General features: G+C 70.6%; 24 protein-coding genes. 16 read left to right on the top strand and 8 right to left on the bottom strand.

The features are described from left to right. Positions 1-119 precede the first annotated feature (119 nt). Complete coding sequence (locus ACIPWY_RS28780; RefSeq protein ID WP_362904485.1) at positions 120-347, top strand: hypothetical protein; 228 nt, start codon at positions 120-122, stop codon at positions 345-347. 51 nt (positions 348-398) lie between these two features. Here the strand turns inward: ACIPWY_RS28780 and ACIPWY_RS28775 are convergent, their stop codons facing one another. Next, positions 399-953: a hypothetical protein gene (locus ACIPWY_RS28775; RefSeq protein ID WP_362904178.1), complete on the bottom strand. Its 555-nt coding sequence runs from the start codon at positions 951-953 to the stop codon at positions 399-401. 108 nt (positions 954-1,061) lie between these two features. Between ACIPWY_RS28775 and tsaB the strand changes: the two genes are divergently transcribed. From tsaB to ACIPWY_RS28750, 5 genes are all read left to right on the top strand, one after another. Then, positions 1,062-1,715 (top strand): tRNA (adenosine(37)-N6)-threonylcarbamoyltransferase complex dimerization subunit type 1 TsaB, encoded by a 654-nt coding sequence (gene tsaB / locus ACIPWY_RS28770; RefSeq protein WP_362904179.1) that lies wholly within the window; start codon positions 1,062-1,064, stop codon positions 1,713-1,715. Between the two features lie 17 nt (positions 1,716-1,732). Next, on the top strand, positions 1,733-2,236 hold the full coding sequence (gene rimI, locus ACIPWY_RS28765) for a ribosomal protein S18-alanine N-acetyltransferase (RefSeq protein ID WP_362904449.1): 504 nt from the start codon (positions 1,733-1,735) through the stop codon (positions 2,234-2,236). Continuing rightward, a complete protein-coding gene (gene tsaD, locus ACIPWY_RS28760) occupies positions 2,229-3,326 on the top strand; it encodes a tRNA (adenosine(37)-N6)-threonylcarbamoyltransferase complex transferase subunit TsaD (protein WP_362904181.1) in 1,098 nt (365 codons plus the stop codon). The genes rimI and tsaD overlap by 8 nt, the downstream gene beginning before the upstream one ends. Next, positions 3,323-3,580, top strand: a complete 258-nt coding sequence (locus ACIPWY_RS28755; protein WP_401535636.1) for a hypothetical protein — start codon at positions 3,323-3,325, stop codon at positions 3,578-3,580. Before tsaD ends, ACIPWY_RS28755 begins: the two co-directional genes overlap by 4 nt. Positions 3,581-3,710: 130 nt before the next feature. Beyond that, positions 3,711-4,715 (top strand): LCP family protein, encoded by a 1,005-nt coding sequence (locus ACIPWY_RS28750; protein WP_362904451.1) that lies wholly within the window; start codon positions 3,711-3,713, stop codon positions 4,713-4,715. A 4-nt stretch (positions 4,716-4,719) separates the two neighbouring features. On the opposite strand, the gene ACIPWY_RS28745 is transcribed toward ACIPWY_RS28750, so the two are convergent. Beyond that, positions 4,720-5,358, bottom strand: coding sequence for a class I SAM-dependent methyltransferase (locus tag ACIPWY_RS28745; RefSeq protein WP_401535634.1), 639 nt, complete (start codon positions 5,356-5,358; stop codon positions 4,720-4,722). A 191-nt stretch (positions 5,359-5,549) separates the two neighbouring features. On the opposite strand from ACIPWY_RS28745, the gene ACIPWY_RS28740 reads away from it, so the two are divergent. Then, the gene (locus ACIPWY_RS28740; RefSeq protein WP_362904187.1) at positions 5,550-5,906 is read left to right on the top strand and encodes a YciI family protein; all 357 of its coding nucleotides are present in this window, start codon (positions 5,550-5,552) and stop codon (positions 5,904-5,906) included. A gap of 81 nt (positions 5,907-5,987) precedes the next feature. Next, positions 5,988-7,253, top strand: a complete 1,266-nt coding sequence (locus ACIPWY_RS28735) for a DUF6596 domain-containing protein (protein ID WP_362904189.1) — start codon at positions 5,988-5,990, stop codon at positions 7,251-7,253. Positions 7,254-7,330: 77 nt separating this feature from the next. Here the strand turns inward: ACIPWY_RS28735 and ACIPWY_RS28730 are convergent, their stop codons facing one another. Further along, a complete protein-coding gene (locus ACIPWY_RS28730) occupies positions 7,331-8,563 on the bottom strand; it encodes a methyltransferase domain-containing protein (RefSeq protein ID WP_401535631.1) in 1,233 nt (410 codons plus the stop codon). A gap of 91 nt (positions 8,564-8,654) precedes the next feature. Between ACIPWY_RS28730 and ACIPWY_RS28725 the strand changes: the two genes are divergently transcribed. The 4 genes from ACIPWY_RS28725 (at position 8,655) to groL (ending at position 13,070) form a co-directional block, all read left to right on the top strand. Beyond that, on the top strand, positions 8,655-9,617 hold the full coding sequence (locus ACIPWY_RS28725) for a polysaccharide deacetylase family protein (RefSeq protein ID WP_393703393.1): 963 nt from the start codon (positions 8,655-8,657) through the stop codon (positions 9,615-9,617). Positions 9,618-10,195: 578 nt separating this feature from the next. Then, positions 10,196-10,777 carry a polysaccharide deacetylase family protein gene (locus ACIPWY_RS28720; protein WP_393703395.1) on the top strand — a complete coding sequence of 194 codons (582 nt, stop codon included), beginning with the start codon at positions 10,196-10,198 and terminating at the stop codon, positions 10,775-10,777. Positions 10,778-11,025: 248 nt separating this feature from the next. Then, a complete protein-coding gene (gene groES / locus ACIPWY_RS28715; RefSeq protein ID WP_073810087.1) occupies positions 11,026-11,334 on the top strand; it encodes a co-chaperone GroES in 309 nt (102 codons plus the stop codon). Positions 11,335-11,444: 110 nt separating this feature from the next. Beyond that, positions 11,445-13,070 (top strand): chaperonin GroEL, encoded by a 1,626-nt coding sequence (gene groL, locus ACIPWY_RS28710; protein WP_362904198.1) that lies wholly within the window; start codon positions 11,445-11,447, stop codon positions 13,068-13,070. A 150-nt stretch (positions 13,071-13,220) separates the two neighbouring features. Here groL and ACIPWY_RS28705 read toward each other — a convergent pair whose 3' ends face one another. The 4 genes from ACIPWY_RS28705 to ACIPWY_RS28690 form a co-directional block, all read right to left on the bottom strand. Further along, positions 13,221-13,928 (bottom strand): ester cyclase, encoded by a 708-nt coding sequence (locus ACIPWY_RS28705; RefSeq protein ID WP_362904200.1) that lies wholly within the window; start codon positions 13,926-13,928, stop codon positions 13,221-13,223. Positions 13,929-14,047: 119 nt separating this feature from the next. Next, the gene (locus tag ACIPWY_RS28700; protein WP_362904202.1) at positions 14,048-14,821 is read right to left on the bottom strand and encodes an SDR family oxidoreductase; all 774 of its coding nucleotides are present in this window, start codon (positions 14,819-14,821) and stop codon (positions 14,048-14,050) included. Positions 14,822-14,927: 106 nt separating this feature from the next. Continuing rightward, positions 14,928-15,176, bottom strand: coding sequence for a hypothetical protein (locus tag ACIPWY_RS28695; protein ID WP_362904204.1), 249 nt, complete (start codon positions 15,174-15,176; stop codon positions 14,928-14,930). Positions 15,177-15,367: 191 nt separating this feature from the next. Continuing rightward, a complete protein-coding gene (locus tag ACIPWY_RS28690; RefSeq protein ID WP_362904205.1) occupies positions 15,368-16,075 on the bottom strand; it encodes an MOSC domain-containing protein in 708 nt (235 codons plus the stop codon). A gap of 80 nt (positions 16,076-16,155) precedes the next feature. On the opposite strand from ACIPWY_RS28690, the gene ACIPWY_RS28685 reads away from it, so the two are divergent. Further along, the gene (locus tag ACIPWY_RS28685; protein WP_362904207.1) at positions 16,156-17,103 is read left to right on the top strand and encodes a LysR family transcriptional regulator; all 948 of its coding nucleotides are present in this window, start codon (positions 16,156-16,158) and stop codon (positions 17,101-17,103) included. An 81-nt stretch (positions 17,104-17,184) separates the two neighbouring features. Here ACIPWY_RS28685 and ACIPWY_RS28680 read toward each other — a convergent pair whose 3' ends face one another. After that, positions 17,185-17,523 (bottom strand): WhiB family transcriptional regulator, encoded by a 339-nt coding sequence (locus ACIPWY_RS28680; protein ID WP_362904209.1) that lies wholly within the window; start codon positions 17,521-17,523, stop codon positions 17,185-17,187. Positions 17,524-17,905: 382 nt separating this feature from the next. Here ACIPWY_RS28680 and ACIPWY_RS28675 point away from each other — a divergent pair, with 382 nt between their 5' ends. The 3 genes from ACIPWY_RS28675 (at position 17,906) to guaB (ending at position 21,031) form a co-directional block, all read left to right on the top strand. Beyond that, positions 17,906-18,517: a response regulator transcription factor gene (locus ACIPWY_RS28675; RefSeq protein WP_003948568.1), complete on the top strand. Its 612-nt coding sequence runs from the start codon at positions 17,906-17,908 to the stop codon at positions 18,515-18,517. 252 nt (positions 18,518-18,769) lie between these two features. Beyond that, positions 18,770-19,354, top strand: a complete 585-nt coding sequence (locus tag ACIPWY_RS28670) for a sigma-70 family RNA polymerase sigma factor (RefSeq protein WP_362904211.1) — start codon at positions 18,770-18,772, stop codon at positions 19,352-19,354. A 171-nt stretch (positions 19,355-19,525) separates the two neighbouring features. After that, positions 19,526-21,031 (top strand): IMP dehydrogenase, encoded by a 1,506-nt coding sequence (gene guaB, locus ACIPWY_RS28665; protein ID WP_393703401.1) that lies wholly within the window; start codon positions 19,526-19,528, stop codon positions 21,029-21,031. Positions 21,032-21,054 lie beyond the last annotated feature (23 nt).

The following is a 21,054-nucleotide window of genomic DNA, read 5'->3' as shown; positions in this document are numbered from 1 at the left end:
GAACGTTCCGACATGGCGTCGGCAAAATGTTGCGCGGCGCGCTCTCCGCGTGGTCACATGGATACCAGTCCTGGTTAGGTCTACCTAACTTTGCTGCCCCCGGAGCCCAGGAGGCATCCATGTCGGCTTCAGAACGTGACGTGCCGCAGCAGCCCGGTGTGGCGCCGGGGCACGGGGACATGTCCGGGATCTCCGCCTCCGGGCCGACCGGGCCGTCCAGGCTGTCCATGAGCGATCTGCTCGCGTCCTGTGCCGCCGCGTCCGCCGTCTCCACCCCGCCCGTCGAGGACGGGGAAGGTGGGAGCGACGGGGCCGGGGCCGACGAGGAGCGGCTCGATGCCGCGTGACGGTGCTCGATGCCGCGTGACAGGTGAGTGACGGGGCCTGCTCGACCGGGCCTACTGGACCACGACGATCCTCTTGTCGATCGTCGCGAACTCCCACATCGCGTCGCCGTCCGCCCGCTTCTCGCGGATGCCGCCCGTCTTCTTGGCCGGGTCCGGCTTCGCCATCGAGCCGTTGACCGCCGCACTGAAGCCGATCGCGATGTTGTCGACACTCGCGAACCGCACCACGTGCTCGATCGGCACGCCGTCGCTGCCGGGGACCGCGGCCGAGCGCGACGTCACCACGTACTTGCCGACCGGCGGGTCCACCGTGCTCGGCGTCACCTTGAAGGTGCGCTCCGTCGTGCCGTCCTCCGAGACCAGCCACACCCGGTCGTCGCCCACGGAGTAGACGACCCGCTCACCGGTGCCGGACTGCGCCGGTACCGCCGTCGTGTCCGGCTTGTCCTTGGGAGAGTGGGACGAGGCCGCGGAAGGGGATTTCTCGCTCTTCGGCGGGGCCAGGCTGTCCGGCGCGCTGGCCGACGCCTGGTAGGCGAAGAAGCCGACCACGGCGAGCGCCGCCGCGGTGAGCCCGGCCACGAATCCCGAGCTGCTTCGTGCCACCTGTGTGCCCACCTCTCCTGCCCGTACGTCTTTGTGGTGACGGTAGCAGCAGGCGTCCGGCTCACCGGGGCGGCCGTGGGCGGGGCGCCGGAGCCGTAGGCTGTTTCTGTGCTGTTGCTCGCGCTGGATACCGCCACCCCCGCCGTCACCGTCGCCCTGCACGACGGCTCCTCCGTCGTCGCCGCATCGAGCCAGGTGGACGCCCGCCGGCACGGGGAGCTGCTGCTCCCCGCCGTCGACCGGGTGCTCGCCGAAGCCGGCGTCCGACTCGATGCCGTCACCGGCGTCGTCGTCGGCGTGGGCCCCGGCCCCTACACCGGCCTCCGCGTCGGCCTCATGACCGCCGACACTTTCGGGCTCGCCCTCGGTGTGCCCGTCCACGGCCTGTGCACGCTGGACGGGCTCGCGTACGCCGCCGAGATCGATGGCCCCTTCGTCGTCGCCACGGACGCGCGGCGCAAGGAGGTCTACTGGGCGCGCTACGAGGACCCGCGCACCCGGGTCACCGACCCCGCCGTCGACCGCCCCGCCGACATCGCCGAGCAGGTCGCGGGCCTTCCCGCGGTCGGCGCCGGTGCCGTGCTGTATCCGGACACCTTCCCGGACGCGCGCGCCCCCGAGAACGTGTCGGCGGCCGCCCTCGCCTCGCTCGCCGCCGAGAAACTCGCCGCCGGCGAGCAGCTCGACGCGCCGCGCCCCCTGTATCTGCGCCGGCCCGACGCGCAGGTACCCAAGAACTACAAGGTGGTCACCCCGAAGTGAGCGCGGCACTGCGCGAGATGCGCTGGTGGGACATCGAATCCGTGCACGCCCTCGAGAAGGATCTCTTCCCGCACGACGCGTGGTCCCGCGGCATGTTCTGGTCCGAGCTCGCGCACGCGCGCGGCGCCGGGTCGACCCGCCGCTACGTCGTCGCCCACGACGGCGACCGTCTCGTCGGGTACGCGGGCCTCGCCGCGTCCGGCACGGACTACGAGGGCGGCTCCGGCGTGGGGGCCGACGTGCAGACCATCGCCGTCGTCCGTGACCAGTGGGGCACCGGGCTCGGCGCCCGGCTCCTCACCGCCCTGCTGCGCCACGCGACCGATCTCGAGTGCTCCGAGGTGACGCTCGAGGTGCGGGTCGACAACACCCGGGCGCAGAAGCTCTACGAGCGCTTCGGCTTCGAGCCCATCGGCCTGCGCCGCGGCTACTACCAGCCGGGCAACGTGGACGCGCTCGTGATGCGCCTGACCGACCCCTCCACCTCAGTGACACCCGTACAAGGAACCGAAAATGGCTGACGAACCCCTCGTCCTCGGCATCGAGACCTCCTGCGACGAGACCGGCGTCGGCATCGTCCGCGGCCATACGCTGCTGGCCGACGCGGTCGCCTCCAGCGTCGACGAGCACGCCCGCTTCGGCGGCGTCGTCCCCGAGGTCGCCTCGCGCGCGCACCTGGAAGCCATGGTGCCGACCATCGAGCGCGCCCTGAAGGACGCCGGGGTCGCCGCCTCCGACCTGGACGGGATCTCCGTCACCGCGGGCCCGGGGCTCGCGGGCGCGCTCCTCGTGGGCGTCTCGGCGGCCAAGGCGTACGCGTACGCGCTCGGCAAGCCGCTCTACGGGGTGAACCACCTCGCCTCGCACATCTGCGTCGACCAGCTGGAGCACGGGCCGCTGCCCGAGCCCACGATGGCGCTGCTCGTCTCCGGCGGGCACTCGTCGCTGCTGCTCTCCTCCGACATCACGTCCGACGTGCGCCCCCTCGGCGCGACGATCGACGACGCGGCGGGCGAGGCCTTCGACAAGATCGCCCGGGTGCTGAACCTCGGCTTCCCCGGCGGTCCCGTCATCGACCGGTACGCGAAGGAGGGCGACCCGAACGCGATCACCTTCCCGCGCGGGCTCACCGGGCCGCGCGACCCCGCGTACGACTTCTCCTTCTCCGGACTGAAGACGTCCGTCGCGCGCTGGATCGAGGCGAAGCGCGCCGCCGGTGAGGACGTTCCGGTGCGTGATGTGTCGGCGTCCTTCCAGGAGGCCGTCGTCGACGTGCTGACCCGCAAGGCCGTGCGCGCCTGCAAGGACGAGGGTGTCGACCACCTCATGATCGGCGGCGGTGTGGCCGCCAACTCGCGGCTGCGGGCCCTGGCCCAGGAGCGGTGCGAGGCGGCCGGGATCCGGCTGCGCGTGCCGCGGCCCAAGCTGTGCACGGACAACGGCGCGATGGTCGCGGCCCTCGGCGCGGAAATGGTGGCGCGCAACCGGTCCGCGTCCGCCTGGGACCTGTCGGCCGACTCCTCGCTGCCGGTGACGGAGACGCATGTGCCGGGGCACACGCACGACCACGACCATGTGCACGAGGTCGCGAAGGACAACCTGTACTCATGACCGTCGCGTTGATGTGGGAGGCGCGGGCGGCCGACGGGCGGGGCGAGGAGCTGCTCGCCTGGGCGCGGGGGCAGGTCCTCGCGGCCGCGCCGCTGCGGCGCGAGTTCTTCCGGGCCCCGCAGGGCCGGGTCCTCGTCATCACCTGGTGGGACGCGGCGTACGACGCCGAGCTGCCTGAACTCCCTGAACCCGAGGGCGAGTTGGTGACCCGGGCGGTGCATCGGTGGCGGTTCGAGGCGGTCGCTCCCGACTGAGGCGCTCTCGCCCAGGGACGTGAGAACCGTCTGAGATTCCCGGAAGACGGCGCCTTACTGGTTTACCGTTGTAATAATTCCGACTTATGTTCGCCCTGTGAAGCGAATACAGCGTCGTCGTGGGCGTTTGGTGAAGACGGCCGGTGTCGTGGCCGGCTGCGTTCTCGTCCTCACCGGGGGCGGGGCCGCGTGGGCGTACTGGCATCTCGACCACAACATCCGGGGCGTCGACATCGACAGCGCGCTCGGCGACGACCGGCCCCCGAAGCCGGACCCGGCCACGCCGGAGCCCTCGGCGACCGCACTGCCCTCGGCGACCGCGCTGCCCGCCGGGGCGCTGAACATCCTCGTCCTCGGCTCGGATTCGCGCAGCGGCAGCAAGAACTCCGCGCTCGGCGGCGGCCACAGCGAAGGCGCCCGCTCCGACACCGCGATGGTGGTGCATCTCGACGCGGACCGTTCGGCGGCGACCGTCGTCAGCATTCCCCGCGACACCCTCGTCGAGCGGCCCGCGTGCCCGACCCCGTCCGGCGGACGCACGCAGGCCGCGTACGGCGCCATGTTCAACAGCGCGTACTCCGTGGGCGGTCCCGTCTGTGCCGTGAAGACGGTGGAGAAGCTCACCGGTGTCCGCATGGACCACTATCTGGAGATCGACTTCTCCGGCTTCGCCTCGGTCGTGGACGCGCTCGGCGGCGTGGACGTCACGACGACCGAGGACATCGACGACGACCTGAGCCACCTCCAGCTCGACGCGGGCCACCACCACCTCGACGGCAAGCAGGCCCTCGCCTTCGCCCGCACCCGGCACGGCGTCGGCGACGGCAGCGACCTCGGCCGCATCAAACTCCAGCAGCAGCTGGTCAAGGCCCTGGTGGAGGAGGTCTCGGGGAGTGATCTCCTGACGAACCCGGCCCGCCTCTACCAGGTCGCCGACGCCCTCACCGGAAGCCTCACCACGGACACCGGCCTCGACTCGCTCGGCGAACTCCAGGGCCTGGCGGGCAGCTTGAAGGGGCTGTCGGCCGACGGGGTGAAGACGGTGATGATGCCGGTGCTCCCGGCGCCGTCCGACCCCAACCGTGTCGTCGCCGACGAGCCGGAGGCCGGAAAGCTGTGGGCGTCGCTGCGGTGACGCGTCAGGCGCTGTTGTCGTACGTCAACAGGTAGCGCCAGAAGAGAAGTTGGCGGACTTCGCTGCCGGGGAGGAGGCGGGCGGCCTCGGTGCGGATGTCGGTGAGTGACATGTCGGGTCGGCGCACGGGGGGCTGGAGGGGCGGCCGTGCGGCGCCGCGCAGCCGGTCGCTCACGTGGACCACGGCGCGGGCCGCCGCGTTCGCGGGGACGGCCACGAGGTCCCGGCGCGTCCTGCCCGCGTAGCAGCCGAGGACGAGCAGCGCGCCGCCGGGAGCGAGGGCGGCGCGCAGCCGTGTGACCGTCGCGAACGGCATGTGGTGCAGGCTCGCCAGGCAGGTGATGACGTCGTAGTGCCCCTCGGGCAGATCCGTCGCCGTCACGTCCGCCCGGCGGTAGCGCGGACCGCCGCCGATGGGCTCCGTCTTGCCGATGGCCTCCGCCTCAGCGATGGCCTTCGCTTCGGCGATGACCTCGGCCGAGGGGTCGAGCGCGTCGACCTCGTAGCCACGGGCCGCCAGGCGCCGCGCGAAGCGGCCGGTGCCGCAGCCGATGTCCAGGGCGCGGCGGCCCTCCTCGCGGCCTTCCTTCGGCAGGTGGCGCAGGAGGAGCCGGTGGTAGTGGTCGTTGTGGTCGAAGGGCATGGGGCGTGATGGTGACAGGGGGGCGATAAGCGGCGGGTGAGGAGGGGCTGGGGGCGCTTGGGGAGGGTGCTGGGGAGGGGGCGGAAAACTTCCCGAAGAAATTTCCGCGCGCGTGTCGATCCGCCCCGACCCCGTTCGACGCGTAGACGAGAACGGGGAAAGACCCCGACCGCACCGAACGAGGAGTCACCATGCCGCGCTACATGACGCTGGTCCGTATCGACGAGAGCAAGGCCCCCGCCGAGGGCCCCAGCGAGGCCCTGATGCAGCGCATGGGCGAGCTGATCGAGGAGATGACCAAGGCCGGCGTGATGCTCGACACGGGTGGCCTCCACCCGTCGTCCGAGGGCACCCGCGTGCACTACGAGAACGGCGAGATCACCGTCACCGACGGGCCGTTCACCGAGTCCAAGGAGGTCATCGGCGGCTACGCGATCATCCAGGCCAAGGACCGGGCCGAGATCCTGGAGTGGACCAAGCGCTTCCTGAAGGTGCACGAGGAGCACTGGACGGTCACCTCCGAGATCCGGGAGATCGCTGAGGGCTGAGAGCTGAGGGCTGACCCGCGCCGGAGCCACGCCGGAAAGGCTCTTGGCCGCCGTACGGCCGCGGGTGTCTGATGGTGGGCCGTGACAGCAGAACGTACTGCCGAAGCGGCCCACGCCATCGAGACCGTCTTCCGTCTGGAGGCGCCCCGCATCATCGCCGGTGTCACGCGCATCGTGCGGGACGTGGGCATAGCGGAGGAACTCGCGCAGGACGCGCTCGTCGCCGCCCTGGAGCAGTGGCCGGACGAGGGGATCCCCGACAACCCCGGGGCCTGGCTCATGGCCACCGCCAAGCACCGGGCGATCGACCTCGTGCGCCGCAAGGAGCGGTACGCGCGCAAGCTGGCGGAGGTCGGCCGCGACCTGGAGGCCATGCCGCCCCACCTGGACGAGCCCGCGGATCCGGACGACATCGACGACGACCTGCTCCGTCTCGTCTTCACGGCCTGTCACCCGGTCCTGTCCGCCGAGGCCCGGGTCGCGCTCACGCTGCGGCTGCTCGGCGGCCTGACCACCGCCGAGATCGCCCGTGCCGTGCTGGCCCCCGAGGCGACGGTCGCCCAGCGCATCGTGCGCGCGAAACGCACCCTCGCCACGAAGAACGTCGCCTTCGAAGTGCCCTACGGACCCGACCGGGCGGCCCGCCTCGGCTCCGTCCTCGAGGTCATCTACCTCATCTTCAACGAGGGGTACGCGGCCACGGCGGGCGACGACTATCTGCGCCCCGGCCTGTGCGAGGACGCGCTGCGGCTCGCCCGGCTGCTGGCCGGCCTGATGCCGAAGGAGCCCGAAGTGCACGGCCTGGCAGCCCTGTTGGAGCTCCAGGCCTCGCGCTCGGCCGCCCGTACCGGCCCGTCGGGCCAGCCCGTTCTGCTCAAGGACCAGGACCGTACGCGCTGGAACCAGCTCCTGATCCGGCGCGGGTTCGCGGCGCTCGGCCGGGCGGACGCGGTGTCCACGGGGGGCGGCCCCGGCCCGTACGCCCTCCAGGCCGCGATCGCCGCCAGCCACGCGCACGCCCACACGTACGCGGAGACGAACTGGGCGGGGATCGCCACTCTGTACGGGCTGCTCGCCGCACGTGCGCCGTCTCCCGTCGTGGAGCTGAACCGGGCGGTGGCCGTGTCCATGGCCGAGGGTCCCGCGGCCGGCCTCGCCCTGGTCGACGCCCTGGCCGCTGAACCGGCGCTGCGCGACTACCACTTGCTGCCGAGCGTGCGCGGAGACCTCCTTGAGCGGCTCGGGCGGCGCGAGGAGGCGCGGGCCGAGTTCGAGCGGGCCGCTTCGCTGACCCGCAACGAACGGGAGCGGGAGCTGCTGCTGGCGCGGGCGGAGGCGTGCGATTGAGGCATGCGGATGGGGAGTAGGGATGGGGCTGCGGATGGGGCGTGCGGTCAGGGACCCTCTGATCCGGACGAAAGACCCTAGGGCCTCTCGTTCTTCGGTTCGGGAGAGGCCGCGGCGGTGACCGGTTGCGCGGGCGCGCCGAGGAGCATCGTCGGGGCGCCCGCGACGCGGGTCAGGAAGACCGTCACCGCGTGCGGGCCGTGCCGCTTGGGCAGGGCCTTGCGGCGCAACTCCTCCGGCTCCACCGCCGACCCCCGCTTCTTCACCGTCAGGATCCCGACCTCACGCTCCCGCAGCAGCGCCTTCAATCTCTTTACGTTGAAGGGGAGTTGGTCCGTGATCTCGTACGCGGTGGCGTACGGCGTCGCGTGCAGCGTGTCGGACGTGACGTAGGCGATCATCTCGTCGATCAGCCCGCCCCCGACCTCCTCGGCCACGTCGGCGACCAGGTGGGCGCGGATGACGGCGCCGTCGGGCTCGTACAAGTACCGCCCCACGGGCCGCACTTCGGGGTCGGGGAGGCCGTGGCCGGTGAGTGCGCGCGGCCCCGGGAGCAGTGTCGCCCGCATGCGGCCCGGCTCGGTGCCGAACCAGAGCACGGCCTCCTTCACGTCCCCGCCGTCCGAGATCCACTCGGCGTCGGCCGCGTCGGGGATCGCCTCGTGGGGGATGCCGGGCGCGATCTTCAGGGCCGCGTGCCGGGCGCCGAGCGCCGCGCCGACCGCCCAGGACAGGGGCGGGGAGTACGCCTCCGGGTCGAAGATCCGGCCGCCTCCCCTGCCGCCGCCCCGGCGCGCAGGGTCGACGAACACCGCGTCGTACGGCTCCGTGTCGACCTCGGTGACATCGGCCTTGCGGACCTCGATCAGCCCGTCGAGGCCCAGGGCCCGCGCGTTCGCCCGCGCGACCTCGCAGGTCAGGGGGTCGCGGTCGACGGCGAGTACGGAGATCCCGGCGCGGGCCAGCGCGATCGCGTCGCCGCCGATGCCACAGCACAGGTCGGCGACGGAGCGCACCCCGAGTGCTTCGAACTCCTCGGCGCGGTGGGTGGCGACGCTCGTGCGGGTCGCCTGCTCGACGCCGTTCGCGGTGAAGTACATGCGGCGCGCGTCCCCCTCGCCGAACTTCGCCGCGGCGCGCTGGCGCAGCCTGGCCTGCGCGATGGCCGCCGAGACGAGGTCCGCCGGATGGCCGCGGCGCAGCCGGGTGGCGACGGCGAGCTCCTGCCCGGGGGTGATGTCCCGTACGTCGTCGAGAAGCGCCTGGCCCTCCGGGGAGAGCAGCGAGCTGAAGGAGGCGAGGTCGTTCACCAGGCCCATTGTGGGCCAGTCGGTGGACGGTGCGCGCCCGGCCGCGGTGTCGGGCCCTGATCGGTGCGGTGAGCTGCGAGGATCCGGCGCCATGCGACTTGTGCGACAAAACGACAAAAGGGCCGCGAAGGGGACGGTGGGCCGGAGGGCCCGGCACGGCCGCGCGCGGGCCGGCCTCGCCGTACTCGCCGCCTGCGCGGTCGCCTCGGGGTGCACGGTGGCCGGAGGTGCCGCGTCCGGAGGCGCCGACGCGGTCAAGCCGGCGCCCGGTCCGCAGCCCCTCCACGCTCCGCCCGCCCGCGCGCTCGACTCCTACTCGGGCAACCTGCGCGCCACCCAGGCCGCCCGGGTCGCGATGGCCAAGAAGTGGCGCCTGGCCGAGCCGCCGCTCCTCGCGCCGCCCGCGCCCGCCAGGAAGCCCGTGATCAGGGCTCGCAAGGGCTTCGAGGTCCAGGGCCAGGAGGGCCTGCCGCCCGTCTTCACGACCGTGCCGACCACGGACAAGGTCGTGTTCCTCACCATCGACGACGGTTCCGAGAAGGACCCGGCGTTCCTGGAGATGATGAGCGACCTGAAGATCCCGTACACCGCCTTCCTCAGCGACTACCTGGTGAATGACGACTACGGCTACTTCAGGGACATGCAGTCGCGCGGCGTCACGCTGAACAACCACACGCTGACGCACCCGTATCTGCCGGGCCTGTCCTACGAGGAGCAGCAGCGCGAGATCTGCGGCATGCAGCGCACCATGCAGGAGCAGTACGGCCAGCAGCCCGTGGCCTTCCGTCCGCCCTACGGCAACTACAACCGGGACACGCTGCGCGCCGCCAGGTCCTGCGGCATCAAGTACGCCCCGATCTGGAACGAAGAGGTGTTCGTCGACCACTTCGAGTGGCGCGAGGAGGACAAGGACCTGCGCCCGGGTGACATCATCCTGAGCCACTTCCGCGGCCCCGACGAGTGGAAGGGCACCATGCCCGACATGGTCCGCCGGCTCTTGAAGTACGTCACCGACAAGGGGTACGCGGTGGCCAGGCTGGAGGACTACCTGTGATGTCCGGCCGGGCGCGACGGGCCCCCGTGCGCACCGGGCCCCGGCGGCTGCTCGCCGCCGCCCTGGCCGCCGGTGTCCTCGCACCCGCGCTGCTCACCGGGTGCGCCCGGTCCGTGGACCCGATCGAGCGGCTCAGCAGGAAGGCGGCCGAGAAGGTCAGCCACTCGAGCCACCCGCGCCACCCGAACCACCTGAACCACCTGAACCACCCGGCACCGGCGCCCACGCCGGGCGAGGGTGTGGCCGCCGGTGCCGCCGGGGGTGCCGGGGACGCCGGAAGTGTCGGGGGTGGTTCGTGGGGCGTGCGGAGTGGATCTTGGGGCGCGCGCGGTGGTTCTTGGGGTGCGCCGGGTGGTTCCTGGGGTGCGAGCGAGTCGGCGAGCGCGCCCGGGTCAGGGAAGGCGGCGGGCAGGGCGCCGGCTCATGCCACGCCTCTCAAGGACCACGCTTCTGAGGGCGGCCCCGCTCCGGACGCCTACCGCCGCTGGGGGCTCTCCGCCCCGCTCGCCCCGGCGCCGAGACCCCCCGCACGCCACGCGGCCGGGGCGGGACCGCGCCCGTACGCGCTCCCTCCCGTCGTGGACCACGTCCGCACCAAGGACCGGGTCGTCTTCCTGACCTTCGACGACGGCGTGGAGCGCGACCCGCACTTCGCCGATATGGTCCGCGACCTGCGGCTGCCCGTCAGCGTCTTCCTCACGGACGGTGTCGCGGGCCCCGGCCGCGACCCCTTCGGCAAGCTGCGGACCCTCGGCGCGGGCGTGCAGAACCAGACCCTCAACCGCCACTCCCTGCCCGCACTTCCGTACGCCGAGCAGCACGCCGAGATCTGCGGCCAGCAGGACCGGCTGAAGGACCGCTTCGGCACCCGCCCCCGCCTGTTGCGCCCGCCGTTCGGCGACTACGACCAGGACACCCTGCGTGCGGCCGCCACCTGCGGGGTCGACGCCGTGGTCCTGTGGCACGTCACGTTGCGGAGCGACCACCTGCGTGACGCGGATGCGGCGGGGGACCGGCCGCGTCCCGGAGACATCGTCAGGGCCGAGTTCCGTGACGGCGACGACCCGCACGGAACGGCGCTCACCGACATGACGGCGCGACTGCTGCGCCGTATCCAGGCCCAGGGGTTCACGGTGGGGAGGCTCGAGGACTACCTGTGACGGAACTCTGCCGGAGGGGCCTTTGACGGAACCGGCGGAACTGCCGGAGGGGCCGTGCGGAGGACTCGCCCTCACTGAATTGGCACTCCGCTTGACCGAGTGCTAATCGCAGTCATAGTCTCGGCCCTGGCACTCCCCACTGGAGAGTGCCAATAGCGACGGGCAGGTCCGGCACCCGCGACGACGGATCCACCTGGTCGCCACCTCAGACAGTTAACCCCGTGATCTCCGAAGGGGGAGGTCGGATCGTGACGACCACCAGCTCCAAGGTTGCCATCAAGCCGCTCGAGGACCGCATTGTGGTCCAGCCGCTCGACGCTGAGCAGACCACCGCCTCTGGCCTGGTCATCCCGGACACCGCGAAGGAGAAGCCCCAGGAGGGCGTCGTCCTCGCCGTTGGCCCGGGCCGCTTCGAGAACGGCGAGCGCCTGCCGCTCGACGTGCAGACCGGCGACATCGTGCTGTACAGCAAGTACGGCGGCACCGAGGTGAAGTACAACGGCGAGGAGTACCTCGTCCTCTCGGCTCGCGACGTGCTCGCGATCGTCGAGAAGTAATTCACCCACTGTTTTAGTTCTGCGCCCCTGGCACCCTGCTACTCAGCTGCGACTTTTCTCAGCATGCCGGGCGTCGGGGGCGCAGTTCGTTCGAGAGGACCAACAGCTCCATGGCGAAGATCCTGAAGTTCGACGAGGACGCCCGTCGCGCCCTCGAGCGCGGCGTCAACAAGCTTGCCGACACGGTCAAGGTGACGATCGGCCCCAAGGGCCGCAACGTCGTCATCGACAAGAAGTTCGGCGCTCCCACCATCACCAACGACGGTGTCACGATCGCCCGCGAGGTCGAGATCGACGACCCGTACGAGAACCTCGGCGCCCAGCTGGTGAAGGAGGTGGCGACCAAGACCAACGACATCGCGGGTGACGGCACCACCACCGCCACCGTGCTCGCCCAGGCCCTGGTCAAGGAAGGCCTGCGCAACGTCGCCGCCGGCGCTTCCCCGGCCGCCCTGAAGAAGGGCATCGACGCCGCGGTCAAGGCCGTGTCCGAGGAGCTCCTCGCGACCGCCCGCCCGATCGAGGACAAGGCCGACATCGCCGCTGTCGCCGGTCTGTCCGCCCAGGACTCGCAGGTCGGCGAGCTCATCGCCGAGGCGATGGACAAGGTCGGCAAGGACGGTGTCATCACCGTCGAGGAGTCCAACACCTTCGGGCTCGAGCTGGACTTCACCGAGGGCATGGCCTTCGACAAGGGCTACCTGTCTCCGTACTTCGTGACGGACCAGGAGCGCATGGAGGCCGTGCTCGAGGACCCGTACATCCTGATCAACCAGGGCAAGATCTCCTCCATCCAGGACATGCTGCCGCTGCTGGAGAAGGTCATCCAGGCCGGTGGCTCCAAGCCGCTCCTGATCATCGCCGAGGACGTCGAGGGCGAGGCCCTGTCGACCCTGGTCGTGAACAAGATCCGCGGCACGTTCAACGCCGTCGCCGTCAAGGCGCCCGGCTTCGGTGACCGCCGCAAGGCGATGCTCGGCGACATGGCCACCCTCACCGGTGCCACCGTCATCGCCGAGGAGGTCGGCCTCAAGCTCGACCAGGCCGGTCTCGAGGTGCTCGGCACCGCTCGTCGCGTGACGATCACCAAGGACGACACGGTCATCGTCGACGGTGGCGGCAACTCCGCCGACGTCGCGGGCCGCGTCAACCAGATCAAGGCCGAGATCGAGAACACGGACTCCGACTGGGACCGCGAGAAGCTCCAGGAGCGCCTCGCGAAGCTCGCCGGCGGCGTGTGCGTGATCAAGGTCGGCGCCGCCACCGAGGTGGAGCTCAAGGAGAAGAAGCACCGTCTGGAGGACGCCATCTCCGCGACCCGCGCCGCGGTCGAGGAGGGCATCGTCTCCGGTGGTGGCTCCGCTCTGGTGCACGCCGTCAAGGTCCTCGAGGGCAACCTCGACAAGACCGGCGACGAGGCCACCGGTGTCGCGGTCGTCCGCCGCGCCGCCGTCGAGCCGCTGCGCTGGATCGCCGAGAACGCCGGCCTCGAGGGCTACGTCATCACCTCGAAGGTCGCCGAGCTCGACAAGGGCCAGGGCTTCAACGCTGCGACCGGTGAGTACGGCGACCTGGTCAAGGCCGGCGTCATCGACCCGGTCAAGGTCACCCGCTCCGCCCTGGAGAACGCCGCGTCCATCGCTTCGCTGCTGCTCACGACCGAGACCCTGGTCGTCGAGAAGCCGGCGGAGGAGGAGCCCGAGGCCGGCGGCCACGGGCACGGCCACTCCCACTAGTGCGCTGAGCGACCAGTGCGCTGAGTGACTGGTGCGCTGAGCGATCAGCGCAGCGCCGGTCGCACTGGCGTCTGTTCGTACGAGGCCCGGTTCCGCGCTTGCCGCGGGGCCGGGCCTCGGCGTTCGCGGCGCCGGTCCGGGCCCGTACGGTCAGGATTCGAGCTGATCGAGCGCGCCGAGCTGGGCCATCAGCCCCAGCCGGTCGTTCTGCCACCAGCCCTCGACGATCTTCCCGTCCTCCTGGAACCGGAAGATGGTCGCGCCGGTCATGGTGACCTGTTTGCCCGTCGCCGGGATTCCCATGAAGCCGCCGTTGTGGTTGGCGTTGAAGGTCCACCGCGTGCACACCCGGTCGCCTTCGGTGATCTGGTCGTCGATGGTGAATTCGAGGTCGAACCCGAGGCGGTACATCTCGATCTCTCGCCGCATCGCGTCGAGACCGATGGTGTCCGTCACGTTGGCGGGATCGTGGTCGTGATAGTCCTCCGCGAGCAGGTCGTTGAGCGGGGGCAGTTCACCCTCGGTGGCGAGCGTCTCGAAGAACCGGCGTGCGTTCCCCGCGTACAACTGCTCGTCCCGCACCACGTCCAGATCGGTGAAGGTGGGCATCTCGTCGCAGAGGGCGACCATCTCCTGGAAGATCGTGTCGGTCTCCGGAAGGTTCGAGTTCCGCATCGCCTCCTCGTACGACGGGAACTCCACGATCTCGATGAAGTGCGACGCGTCGGACCGGTCCTTTCCGATCAGGTTGTGCGTCGCGGTCCGCTTCCCCTTTGTCTGCTCGGCCCATGTGTCCATGAGCTGGTTCATCTCGTCGAATCGGCTGGTCTTGCAGTCGATCAGTTGCACGAACGCCATGACGCCGCCTCCCGGCCCCCCTGCATCCCCCTGCGTAAGGTCCGGACAGCTCCATCCTCCCACCGCCGTGTAACGACCGGGCGGGACCGAGTCCCGGTCGAACCGGGACTCGCCGCGCCTTACTGGGGCCCGTACTTACGCCCCGTCTTCGCCGTGACGCCGCCGAGCAGTCCGCGCGGCGCCAGCTTCACGACGCCCATCAATGCCTTGTACCGCGGATCCGGGATCGACAGTGACTTGCCGCGCGCCAGGTCGGCGAGCGCCGCCGCCACCAGCTTGTCGGCGTCGAGCCACATCCACTTGGGGATGTTGTCCGTGCCCATCGCGGCCCGCTCGTGGAACTCCGTACGGACGAAGCCCGGGCAGAGCGCCATCAGCCGCACACCGCTGCCGGCCAGATCCCGCGCCGCGCCCTGCGTGAACTGCACGACCCACGCCTTCGACGCGCCGTACGTCCCGCGCGGCACGAACGCCGCCACCGACGCCACGTTCACCACGCCGCCCCTGCCGCGCTCACGCATCGGCGCCACCGCGGCGGACGTGAGCCGCAGGACCGCCTCGCAGTGCACCTTCAGCATGGTCAACTCGTCGGCGAGCGGAACCTCCAGGTACTGGCCCTTGTTGCCGAAGCCCGCGTTGTTGACCAACAGGTCCACCGGCCGCTTGCGGTCGGTCAGCCGTGCCTCGACGGCGCCGATGCCCTCGTCGGTGGCGAGGTCCGCCGTGAGCACCTCGGCCTCGATGCCGTGCCGGTCGTGGAGCTCGGTGGCCTGCTCCCGCAGCCGCTTGGTGTCACGCGCCACCAGGACGAGGTCGTGGCCGTCCGCGGCGAGCCGGCGCGCGAACGCGGCACCGATCCCCGAGGTGGATCCCGTAATCAGAGCGGTAGTCATGGGGCAAGGCTAGTGACAGCCGTGGGCATGACCACGCTCGGGCGTCCCCGCGCGTGGCCCCTTGACCACGACCACTGCATCCTCCGGCCCTTGAGCCCCGACTCCGTCAGGCCGAAGTGGCGCTCGCGCACCGCCCCTTGGCGTCCGGTATCTCCCATAGGCCTATATATGCTGGTAGTTGAGGTGATGGTGCTCGCAGGGCGTTCGCTGCCCGCAACTGCCGTACAAACCCTTTGCCGACGGTGCCGACGGTGCCGGCGCCGCTCCACAGCCGCACGAAGCCGCCGCCGATAGCGAGTGTCACGACGGCGACGACCGAGCCGGCCGCGAGGAGAACGCGTTTGAATGGGGACATGCGTCGAGCTTCCCGCCCGGCCCACCCCCGCCACATCGGGGACGCCCCCCCACCCGCCCCCGATTCAACCCCCGTACGGCGCCCGGGTTTTCCCTGACAACGGCGCGGATCAGGGCTGCAACCGGCGCATGGGCAAGCCCGCTACCGCCCGACGGGTCAAGCCCGTCGCCGCCTCGCGGGCCAACCCCGCCCTACTCCCGCTGCGCATCTGCCGTTGCCGGGACCCTTTTTCCGTTTCCGTACTTGGCCATGTACGTGCGAGCCGCCTCGACGGCCTCGGGGGCAAGTGCGTCCGCCGCGACGAGCAGGCGCGGCAGCAGCTCGCGATCGGTCGTGACGGCGCGGAACTGGAAGGCGACGGTCACCTCGTGGTCGGGCCGACGCACGATCTCGATCGAGTCGCCCGCCCGGATCGAACCCGGCTCGATCACCCGCAGATACGCGCCCGGTGCGGCGCGCGCCGTGAAGCGCTTGACCCACCCCTTCTCGCCGAGGTGACCCTGGAAGGTGCGGCAGGGGATCCGGCCGGAGGCGACCTCCAGGACCAGGTCCGAGCCGATGCGCCAGCGCTCGCCGATCTTCGCGCCCGTCACGTCGACACCCTCGGTGGTGAGGTTCTCGCCGAACGAGCCGTTGCGCAGATCGTGGCCGAGTGTGCCCTCCCACTCGTCGAGGTCCTCGCGGGCGAAGGCGTACACCGCCTGGTCGTCGCCGCCGTGATGCCGCATGTCGCACACGGCGTCCCCTTCGAGGCCGCTCGCGCCGACCCCCTTGGGCCCGGGCGCCGCCACCCGGACGGGGCCCTGCACCGGCTGCTTGTCGATACCCGTCACGCCCTCGGCCTGGTCGGTGTACTCACTGGCCTCGGGGTGCCCCACATTCAGAGACAGAAGCTTCATGACGGCACGCTAAGCGACGCGGCGCCAAAGCGTCGATGCAATATTTCCCGTTGCATCCAAGGCACCCTTATGCTTGAAGCATGATCGAGGCCCGTCATCTCCGTGTCCTGCGCGCCGTGGCCGCCACCGGCTCCTTCTCGGCCGCCGCCCGCGAACTCGGCTGCACACAGCCCGCGGTCAGCCAGCAGATGAAGGCACTCGAATCCTCCGCCGGCACCCCGCTCCTCATCCGCACCGGCCGCGAGATGCGGCTCACCCAGGCAGGTGAGGCCCTGGTGCGACACGCGGCGGGAATCCTGGCCGGGCTGACCGCGGCGGAGGAAGAGGTCGCGGCCATTGCGGGCCTGCGCGCCGGCCGTGTCCGCCTCGTCTCCTTCCCCAGCGGCAGCTCCACGCTCGTCCCCACTGCGCTGGCCGCCCTGCGCGCAGCGCACCCCGGAACCCGCGTCTCCCTGGTGGAGGCGGAGCCGCCGCGCTCGGTCGAGATGCTGCGCGAGGGTGACTGCGACGTGGCCCTGGCCTTCAGGTACGAGGGGCGGCGTGAAGCGCCTGAGGGCAAGGGTGGGAGACGGGAGGGCCAAGGAGGGGCCCAGGCGGCTGAGGACTGGGACGACCTCGTCGTACGTCCGCTGCTCGCCGACCGTCTCGTCGGCCTCGTCCCAGAGGGGCACCGTCTCGCCAAGTCGGACGCGGTGTCCATCGCCGAGCTGGCCGACGAGCCCTGGATCGCGGGCTGTCCGCGCTGTCGGCGGCAGTTGGTGGAGGTCTGCGAGGGGGCGGGATTCACCCCGCGCATCGACTTCGCCACCGACGACTATCCGGCGGTGATCGGCCTGGTCGGCGCCGGCCTCGGCGTGGCGGTTCTGCCGGAACTCGCCATCGAATCCGTACGCCCCAAGGGTGCACGCACAGTGACCGTGGAACCGGCCGTGCAGCGCGAGATCGTCGCCCTCACACTGCCCGACCTGGCTCAGGTGCCGGCCGTGGCAGCCACGCTCGACCACCTGGCGCGGGCCGCGGCCCGCTGATCGAGTCCTTACAAGCCCGTGGGCACGTCACAACAAATCCGTGGGCACGGCTCTGTGCGCCCACTTTGGAGAAACGTTCCTTCAATTGTTCACCGTGGGGGGCCCGCTGCCTGCGGGCGCCGGTGCGGCGGCGACGAGCCGGTTGCGGGCGCGGCCCATGAGCTCCTCGCGCTCGTCCTCGGTCAGCCCGCCCCATACGCCGTACGGCTCGCGTACCTGGAGCGCATGAGCAGCGCACTCCGCGCGCACCGGACACCTCATACAGACCTCTTTGGCCGAGTTCTCGCGGGCGCTGCGCGCCGCTCCCCGTTCCCCCTCCGGATGGAAGAAGAGCGAGCTGTCCACCCCGCGGCAGGCCGCGAGGAGCTGCCAGTCCCACAGATCTGCGTTCGGTCCGGGAAGGCGGGAGAAATCTGCCATTGCTGTGTCCCCTTGTAGCCGTTCTGCCGCGGATACGGTGCCCAAGAACCGTACATCTACTGTCTAAGGAGATGAAAATATGACTCATTACGAATCTAGCCTCAGACACCACTGAAAGTGAAGAAAAAGGGCTAAATGGGGCACATCTTGTGGTGAATCCTTGCGGGTCGCTTGCGCCGTCTGCTTTGTGTCCGGTCCCTCACGTAGAGTGCCGAAGCAGGCCGCCAAACCCGTAACTCTTTCGGGTGACCGTCGTTGAGAGTGCGGAGGCGGTTGAAGGAACAAGCGCTCGGGCATCTGTCCGAGAGCGTCGACCGCACAGGTGACGATTCGTACCAGCCTGGAGGCCCAAGGTGACGCGCATCAGCTGCGGAGGACGGTCATGACATCCGTCCTCGTCTGCGACGACTCCCCGCTTGCCCGAGAAGCGCTCCGCCGAGCGGTCGCGACCGTCCCCGGCGTGGAGCGCGTGACGACCGCGGCCAACGGCGAGGAAGTCCTCCGCCGCTGGGGCGCCGACCGCTCGGACCTGATTCTGATGGACGTACGCATGCCCGGTCTGGGCGGCGTCGAGACGGTCCGGCGGCTGCTGTCCGCCGATCCCGGTGCGCGCATCATCATGCTCACCGTGGCCGAGGACCTGGACGGTGTGGCGCTGGCCGTCGCTGCCGGTGCCCGTGGCTATCTGCACAAGGACGCCTCGCGCGCCGAGCTGCGGGCGACCGTCACGCAGGCGCTCGCCGACCCGACCTGGCGGCTCGCGCCGCGCAGACTGCGGTCGGCCGAGATGGGTGCGGCGCCGACGCTCACGGCGCGTGAGATCCAGGTGCTCGAGGGCATGAGTCACGGCCGTTCCAACGCGGAGATCGGGCGCGAGCTCTTCCTCTCCGAGGACACGGTCAAGACGCACGCACGCCGCCTCTTCAAGAAGCTCGGCGCCTCGGACCGTGCGCACGCCGTGGCGCTCGGCTTCCGCTGGGGCCTGGTCCGCTAAGGCGCACGATGCGCCGCCGCGGGGCACAGCGATCCCCGTCCGCCCCAGGGCGGACGGGGCTGCGGACGGCCGCCGGTCCTCGTTTCGCCGGACATGCCGCATCCTTGAGTTGTGGAGTTCCTCAGGGACGAGTCGGTCGAGCGGAAGGGGAGGGCGCACGAGATGAGTTCCGGCGCACCTGCTCATAACGCTTCAGTGCACAACTACGGACGCGGTGCCACGGATCGGACGCAGCCAAGGCACCATGGACCGATGCGCGACGACGAGGCAGCCGCCCCAGGAGCCATCGGTGCCCTGGTCCACAGCGCCGTCGAAGGCGACGAGCAGGCCACGCACGACCTCCTCGCGCACGTCCATCCCCTCGCGATCCGCTACTGCCGCAGCCGTCTGACCCGACTGCCGGGTGACGCGCGGCACTTCGTGGAGGATCTCGCGCAGGAAGTCTGTGTCGCGGTGCTCCTGGCGCTGCCGCGCTACAAGGACACCGGGCGCCCCTTCGAGGCGTTCGTCTTCGCCATCGCCGCGCACAAGGTCGCCGACCTGCAGCGCGCCGCCATGCGGCATCCCGGTTCCACCGCCGTGCCCTCCGACGAGATGCCGGAGCGGCCGGACGACTCGCTCGGGCCGGAGGAGAGGGCCCTGCTCAGCAGCGATGCGGAGTGGGCGAAGAAGCTCCTCGCCAACCTTCCGGAGAACCAGCGCGAGCTGCTGCTGCTCAGGATCGCCGTCGGCCTCACCGCCGAGGAGACCGGGCAGATGCTCGGCATGTCGCCGGGCGCCGTCCGCGTCGCGCAGCACCGCGCGCTCAGCCGGCTGAGGGCGCTCGCCGAGCAGTGACCCGACGAGTGAGACGCGCCACGCGCGCGTAAGGCCAACCCCGGGCAGAGCGCGGATTGCGCACGTGTGAACGTACAAATCTGCTCGGTGATCTTGATCGTGGAATGAGACACCTCCGGATCCCGTTAGCATGGACATCCGCACCGATCAAGGCCATTTGGGGAAGGTGTCATGACTGCAAACGTCGACGGAGTGCCCGAGAAATTCGCGACACTCGGGCTGACCTACGACGACGTGCTGCTGCTGCCGGGCGCGTCCGAGGTCCTCCCGAACGCGGTCGACACCTCGTCCCGCATCTCCCGCAACGTGCGCGTGAACATCCCGCTGCTGTCCGCGGCGATGGACAAGGTCACCGAGTCCCGCATGGCCATCGCCATGGCGCGGCAGGGTGGCGTCGGCGTGCTGCACCGCAACCTGTCGATCGAGGACCAGGTCAACCAGGTCGACCTCGTGAAGCGTTCCGAGTCCGGCATGGTGACCGACCCGATCACCGTGCATCCGGACGCGACGCTGGCCGAGGCCGACGCGCTGTGTGCGAAGTTCCGCATCAGCGGCGTCCCGGTGACCGACCCGGCGGGCAAGCTGCTCGGCATCGTCACCAACCGCGACATGGCGTTCGAGTCCGACCGCAGCCAGCAGGTGCGCGCGGTCATGACGCCCATGCCGCTCGTGACCGGCAAGGTCGGCATCTCCGGCGTCGACGCCATGGAGCTGCTGCGCCGCCACAAGATCGAGAAGCTTCCGCTGGTCGACGACTCGGGTGTCCTCAAGGGCCTCATCACGGTCAAGGACTTCGTGAAGGCCGAGCAGTACCCGAACGCCGCGAAGGACGCCGAGGGCCGCCTCCTCGTCGGTGCCGCGGTCGGCGCGAGCCCTGAGGCTCTGGAGCGCGCGCAGGCGCTGGCCGAGGCGGGTGTGGACTTCCTCATCGTCGACACCTCGCACGGTCACAACAGCAACGCCCTGAACTGGATGGCGAAGATCAAGTCCAGCGTCAGCGTCGACGTCATCGGCGGCAACGTCGCGACGCGCGACGGCGCGCAGGCCCTGATCGACGCCGGTGTCGACGGCGTGAAGGTCGGTGTGGGCCCCGGCTCCATCTGCACCACGCGCGTGGTCGCCGGTATCGGCGTCCCGCAGGTCACCGCGATCTACGAGGCGGCGCTCGCCGCCCGTGCCGCCGGCGTCCCGGTCATCGGTGACGGCGGTCTGCAGTACTCCGGCGACATCGGCAAGGCGCTCGCCGCCGGTGCCGACACGGTGATGCTGGGCAGCCTGCTCGCGGGCTGTGAGGAGTCCCCGGGTGAGCTGATGTTCATCAACGGCAAGCAGTTCAAGTCGTACCGCGGCATGGGTTCCCTCGGGGCGATGCAGTCGCGTGGGCAGGGCCGGTCGTACTCCAAGGACCGCTACTTCCAGGCCGACGTCGCCTCCGACGACAAGCTCGTGCCCGAGGGCATCGAGGGTCAGGTGCCCTACCGCGGCCCGCTGGCCAACGTGCTGCACCAGCTCGTCGGCGGTCTGCGCCAGACGATGGGCTACGTGGGCGCCACCTCCATCGACGAGATGGAGACCAAGGGCCGCTTCGTGAGGATCACGTCCGCGGGCCTCAAGGAGAGCCACCCGCACGACATTCAGATGACGGTCGAAGCGCCGAACTACAGCCGCAGCAAGTAGTCGCCGACAGTCGAAGGCAGCGC

It is taken from the genome of Streptomyces sp. NPDC090032, from assembly GCF_044748025.1.
Taxonomy (GTDB): domain Bacteria; phylum Actinomycetota; class Actinomycetes; order Streptomycetales; family Streptomycetaceae; genus Streptomyces.
This window is presented reverse-complemented; position numbering and strand designations above follow the sequence as displayed.

What these genes read in the sequence shown, in the direction of transcription:
- ACIPWY_RS28780 (WP_362904485.1), top strand. Translation starts at nt 120, where the DNA reads ATGTCGGCTTCAGAACGTGACGTGCCGCAGCAGCCCGGTGTGGCGCCG.
- rimI (WP_362904449.1), top strand. Translation starts at nt 1,733, where the DNA reads ATGCGCTGGTGGGACATCGAATCCGTGCACGCCCTCGAGAAGGATCTC.
- tsaD (WP_362904181.1), top strand. Translation starts at nt 2,229, where the DNA reads ATGGCTGACGAACCCCTCGTCCTCGGCATCGAGACCTCCTGCGACGAG.
- ACIPWY_RS28755 (WP_401535636.1), top strand. Translation starts at nt 3,323, where the DNA reads ATGACCGTCGCGTTGATGTGGGAGGCGCGGGCGGCCGACGGGCGGGGC.
- ACIPWY_RS28745 (WP_401535634.1), bottom strand. Translation starts at nt 5,358, where the DNA reads ATGCCCTTCGACCACAACGACCACTACCACCGGCTCCTCCTGCGCCAC.
- ACIPWY_RS28740 (WP_362904187.1), top strand. Translation starts at nt 5,550, where the DNA reads ATGCCGCGCTACATGACGCTGGTCCGTATCGACGAGAGCAAGGCCCCC.
- ACIPWY_RS28725 (WP_393703393.1), top strand. Translation starts at nt 8,655, where the DNA reads ATGCGACTTGTGCGACAAAACGACAAAAGGGCCGCGAAGGGGACGGTG.
- groL (WP_362904198.1), top strand. Translation starts at nt 11,445, where the DNA reads ATGGCGAAGATCCTGAAGTTCGACGAGGACGCCCGTCGCGCCCTCGAG.
- ACIPWY_RS28705 (WP_362904200.1), bottom strand. Translation starts at nt 13,928, where the DNA reads ATGGCGTTCGTGCAACTGATCGACTGCAAGACCAGCCGATTCGACGAG.
- ACIPWY_RS28700 (WP_362904202.1), bottom strand. Translation starts at nt 14,821, where the DNA reads ATGACTACCGCTCTGATTACGGGATCCACCTCGGGGATCGGTGCCGCG.
- ACIPWY_RS28695 (WP_362904204.1), bottom strand. Translation starts at nt 15,176, where the DNA reads ATGTCCCCATTCAAACGCGTTCTCCTCGCGGCCGGCTCGGTCGTCGCC.
- ACIPWY_RS28690 (WP_362904205.1), bottom strand. Translation starts at nt 16,075, where the DNA reads ATGAAGCTTCTGTCTCTGAATGTGGGGCACCCCGAGGCCAGTGAGTAC.
- ACIPWY_RS28685 (WP_362904207.1), top strand. Translation starts at nt 16,156, where the DNA reads ATGATCGAGGCCCGTCATCTCCGTGTCCTGCGCGCCGTGGCCGCCACC.
- ACIPWY_RS28680 (WP_362904209.1), bottom strand. Translation starts at nt 17,523, where the DNA reads ATGGCAGATTTCTCCCGCCTTCCCGGACCGAACGCAGATCTGTGGGAC.
- ACIPWY_RS28675 (WP_003948568.1), top strand. Translation starts at nt 17,906, where the DNA reads ATGACATCCGTCCTCGTCTGCGACGACTCCCCGCTTGCCCGAGAAGCG.
- ACIPWY_RS28670 (WP_362904211.1), top strand. Translation starts at nt 18,770, where the DNA reads ATGCGCGACGACGAGGCAGCCGCCCCAGGAGCCATCGGTGCCCTGGTC.
- guaB (WP_393703401.1), top strand. Translation starts at nt 19,526, where the DNA reads ATGACTGCAAACGTCGACGGAGTGCCCGAGAAATTCGCGACACTCGGG.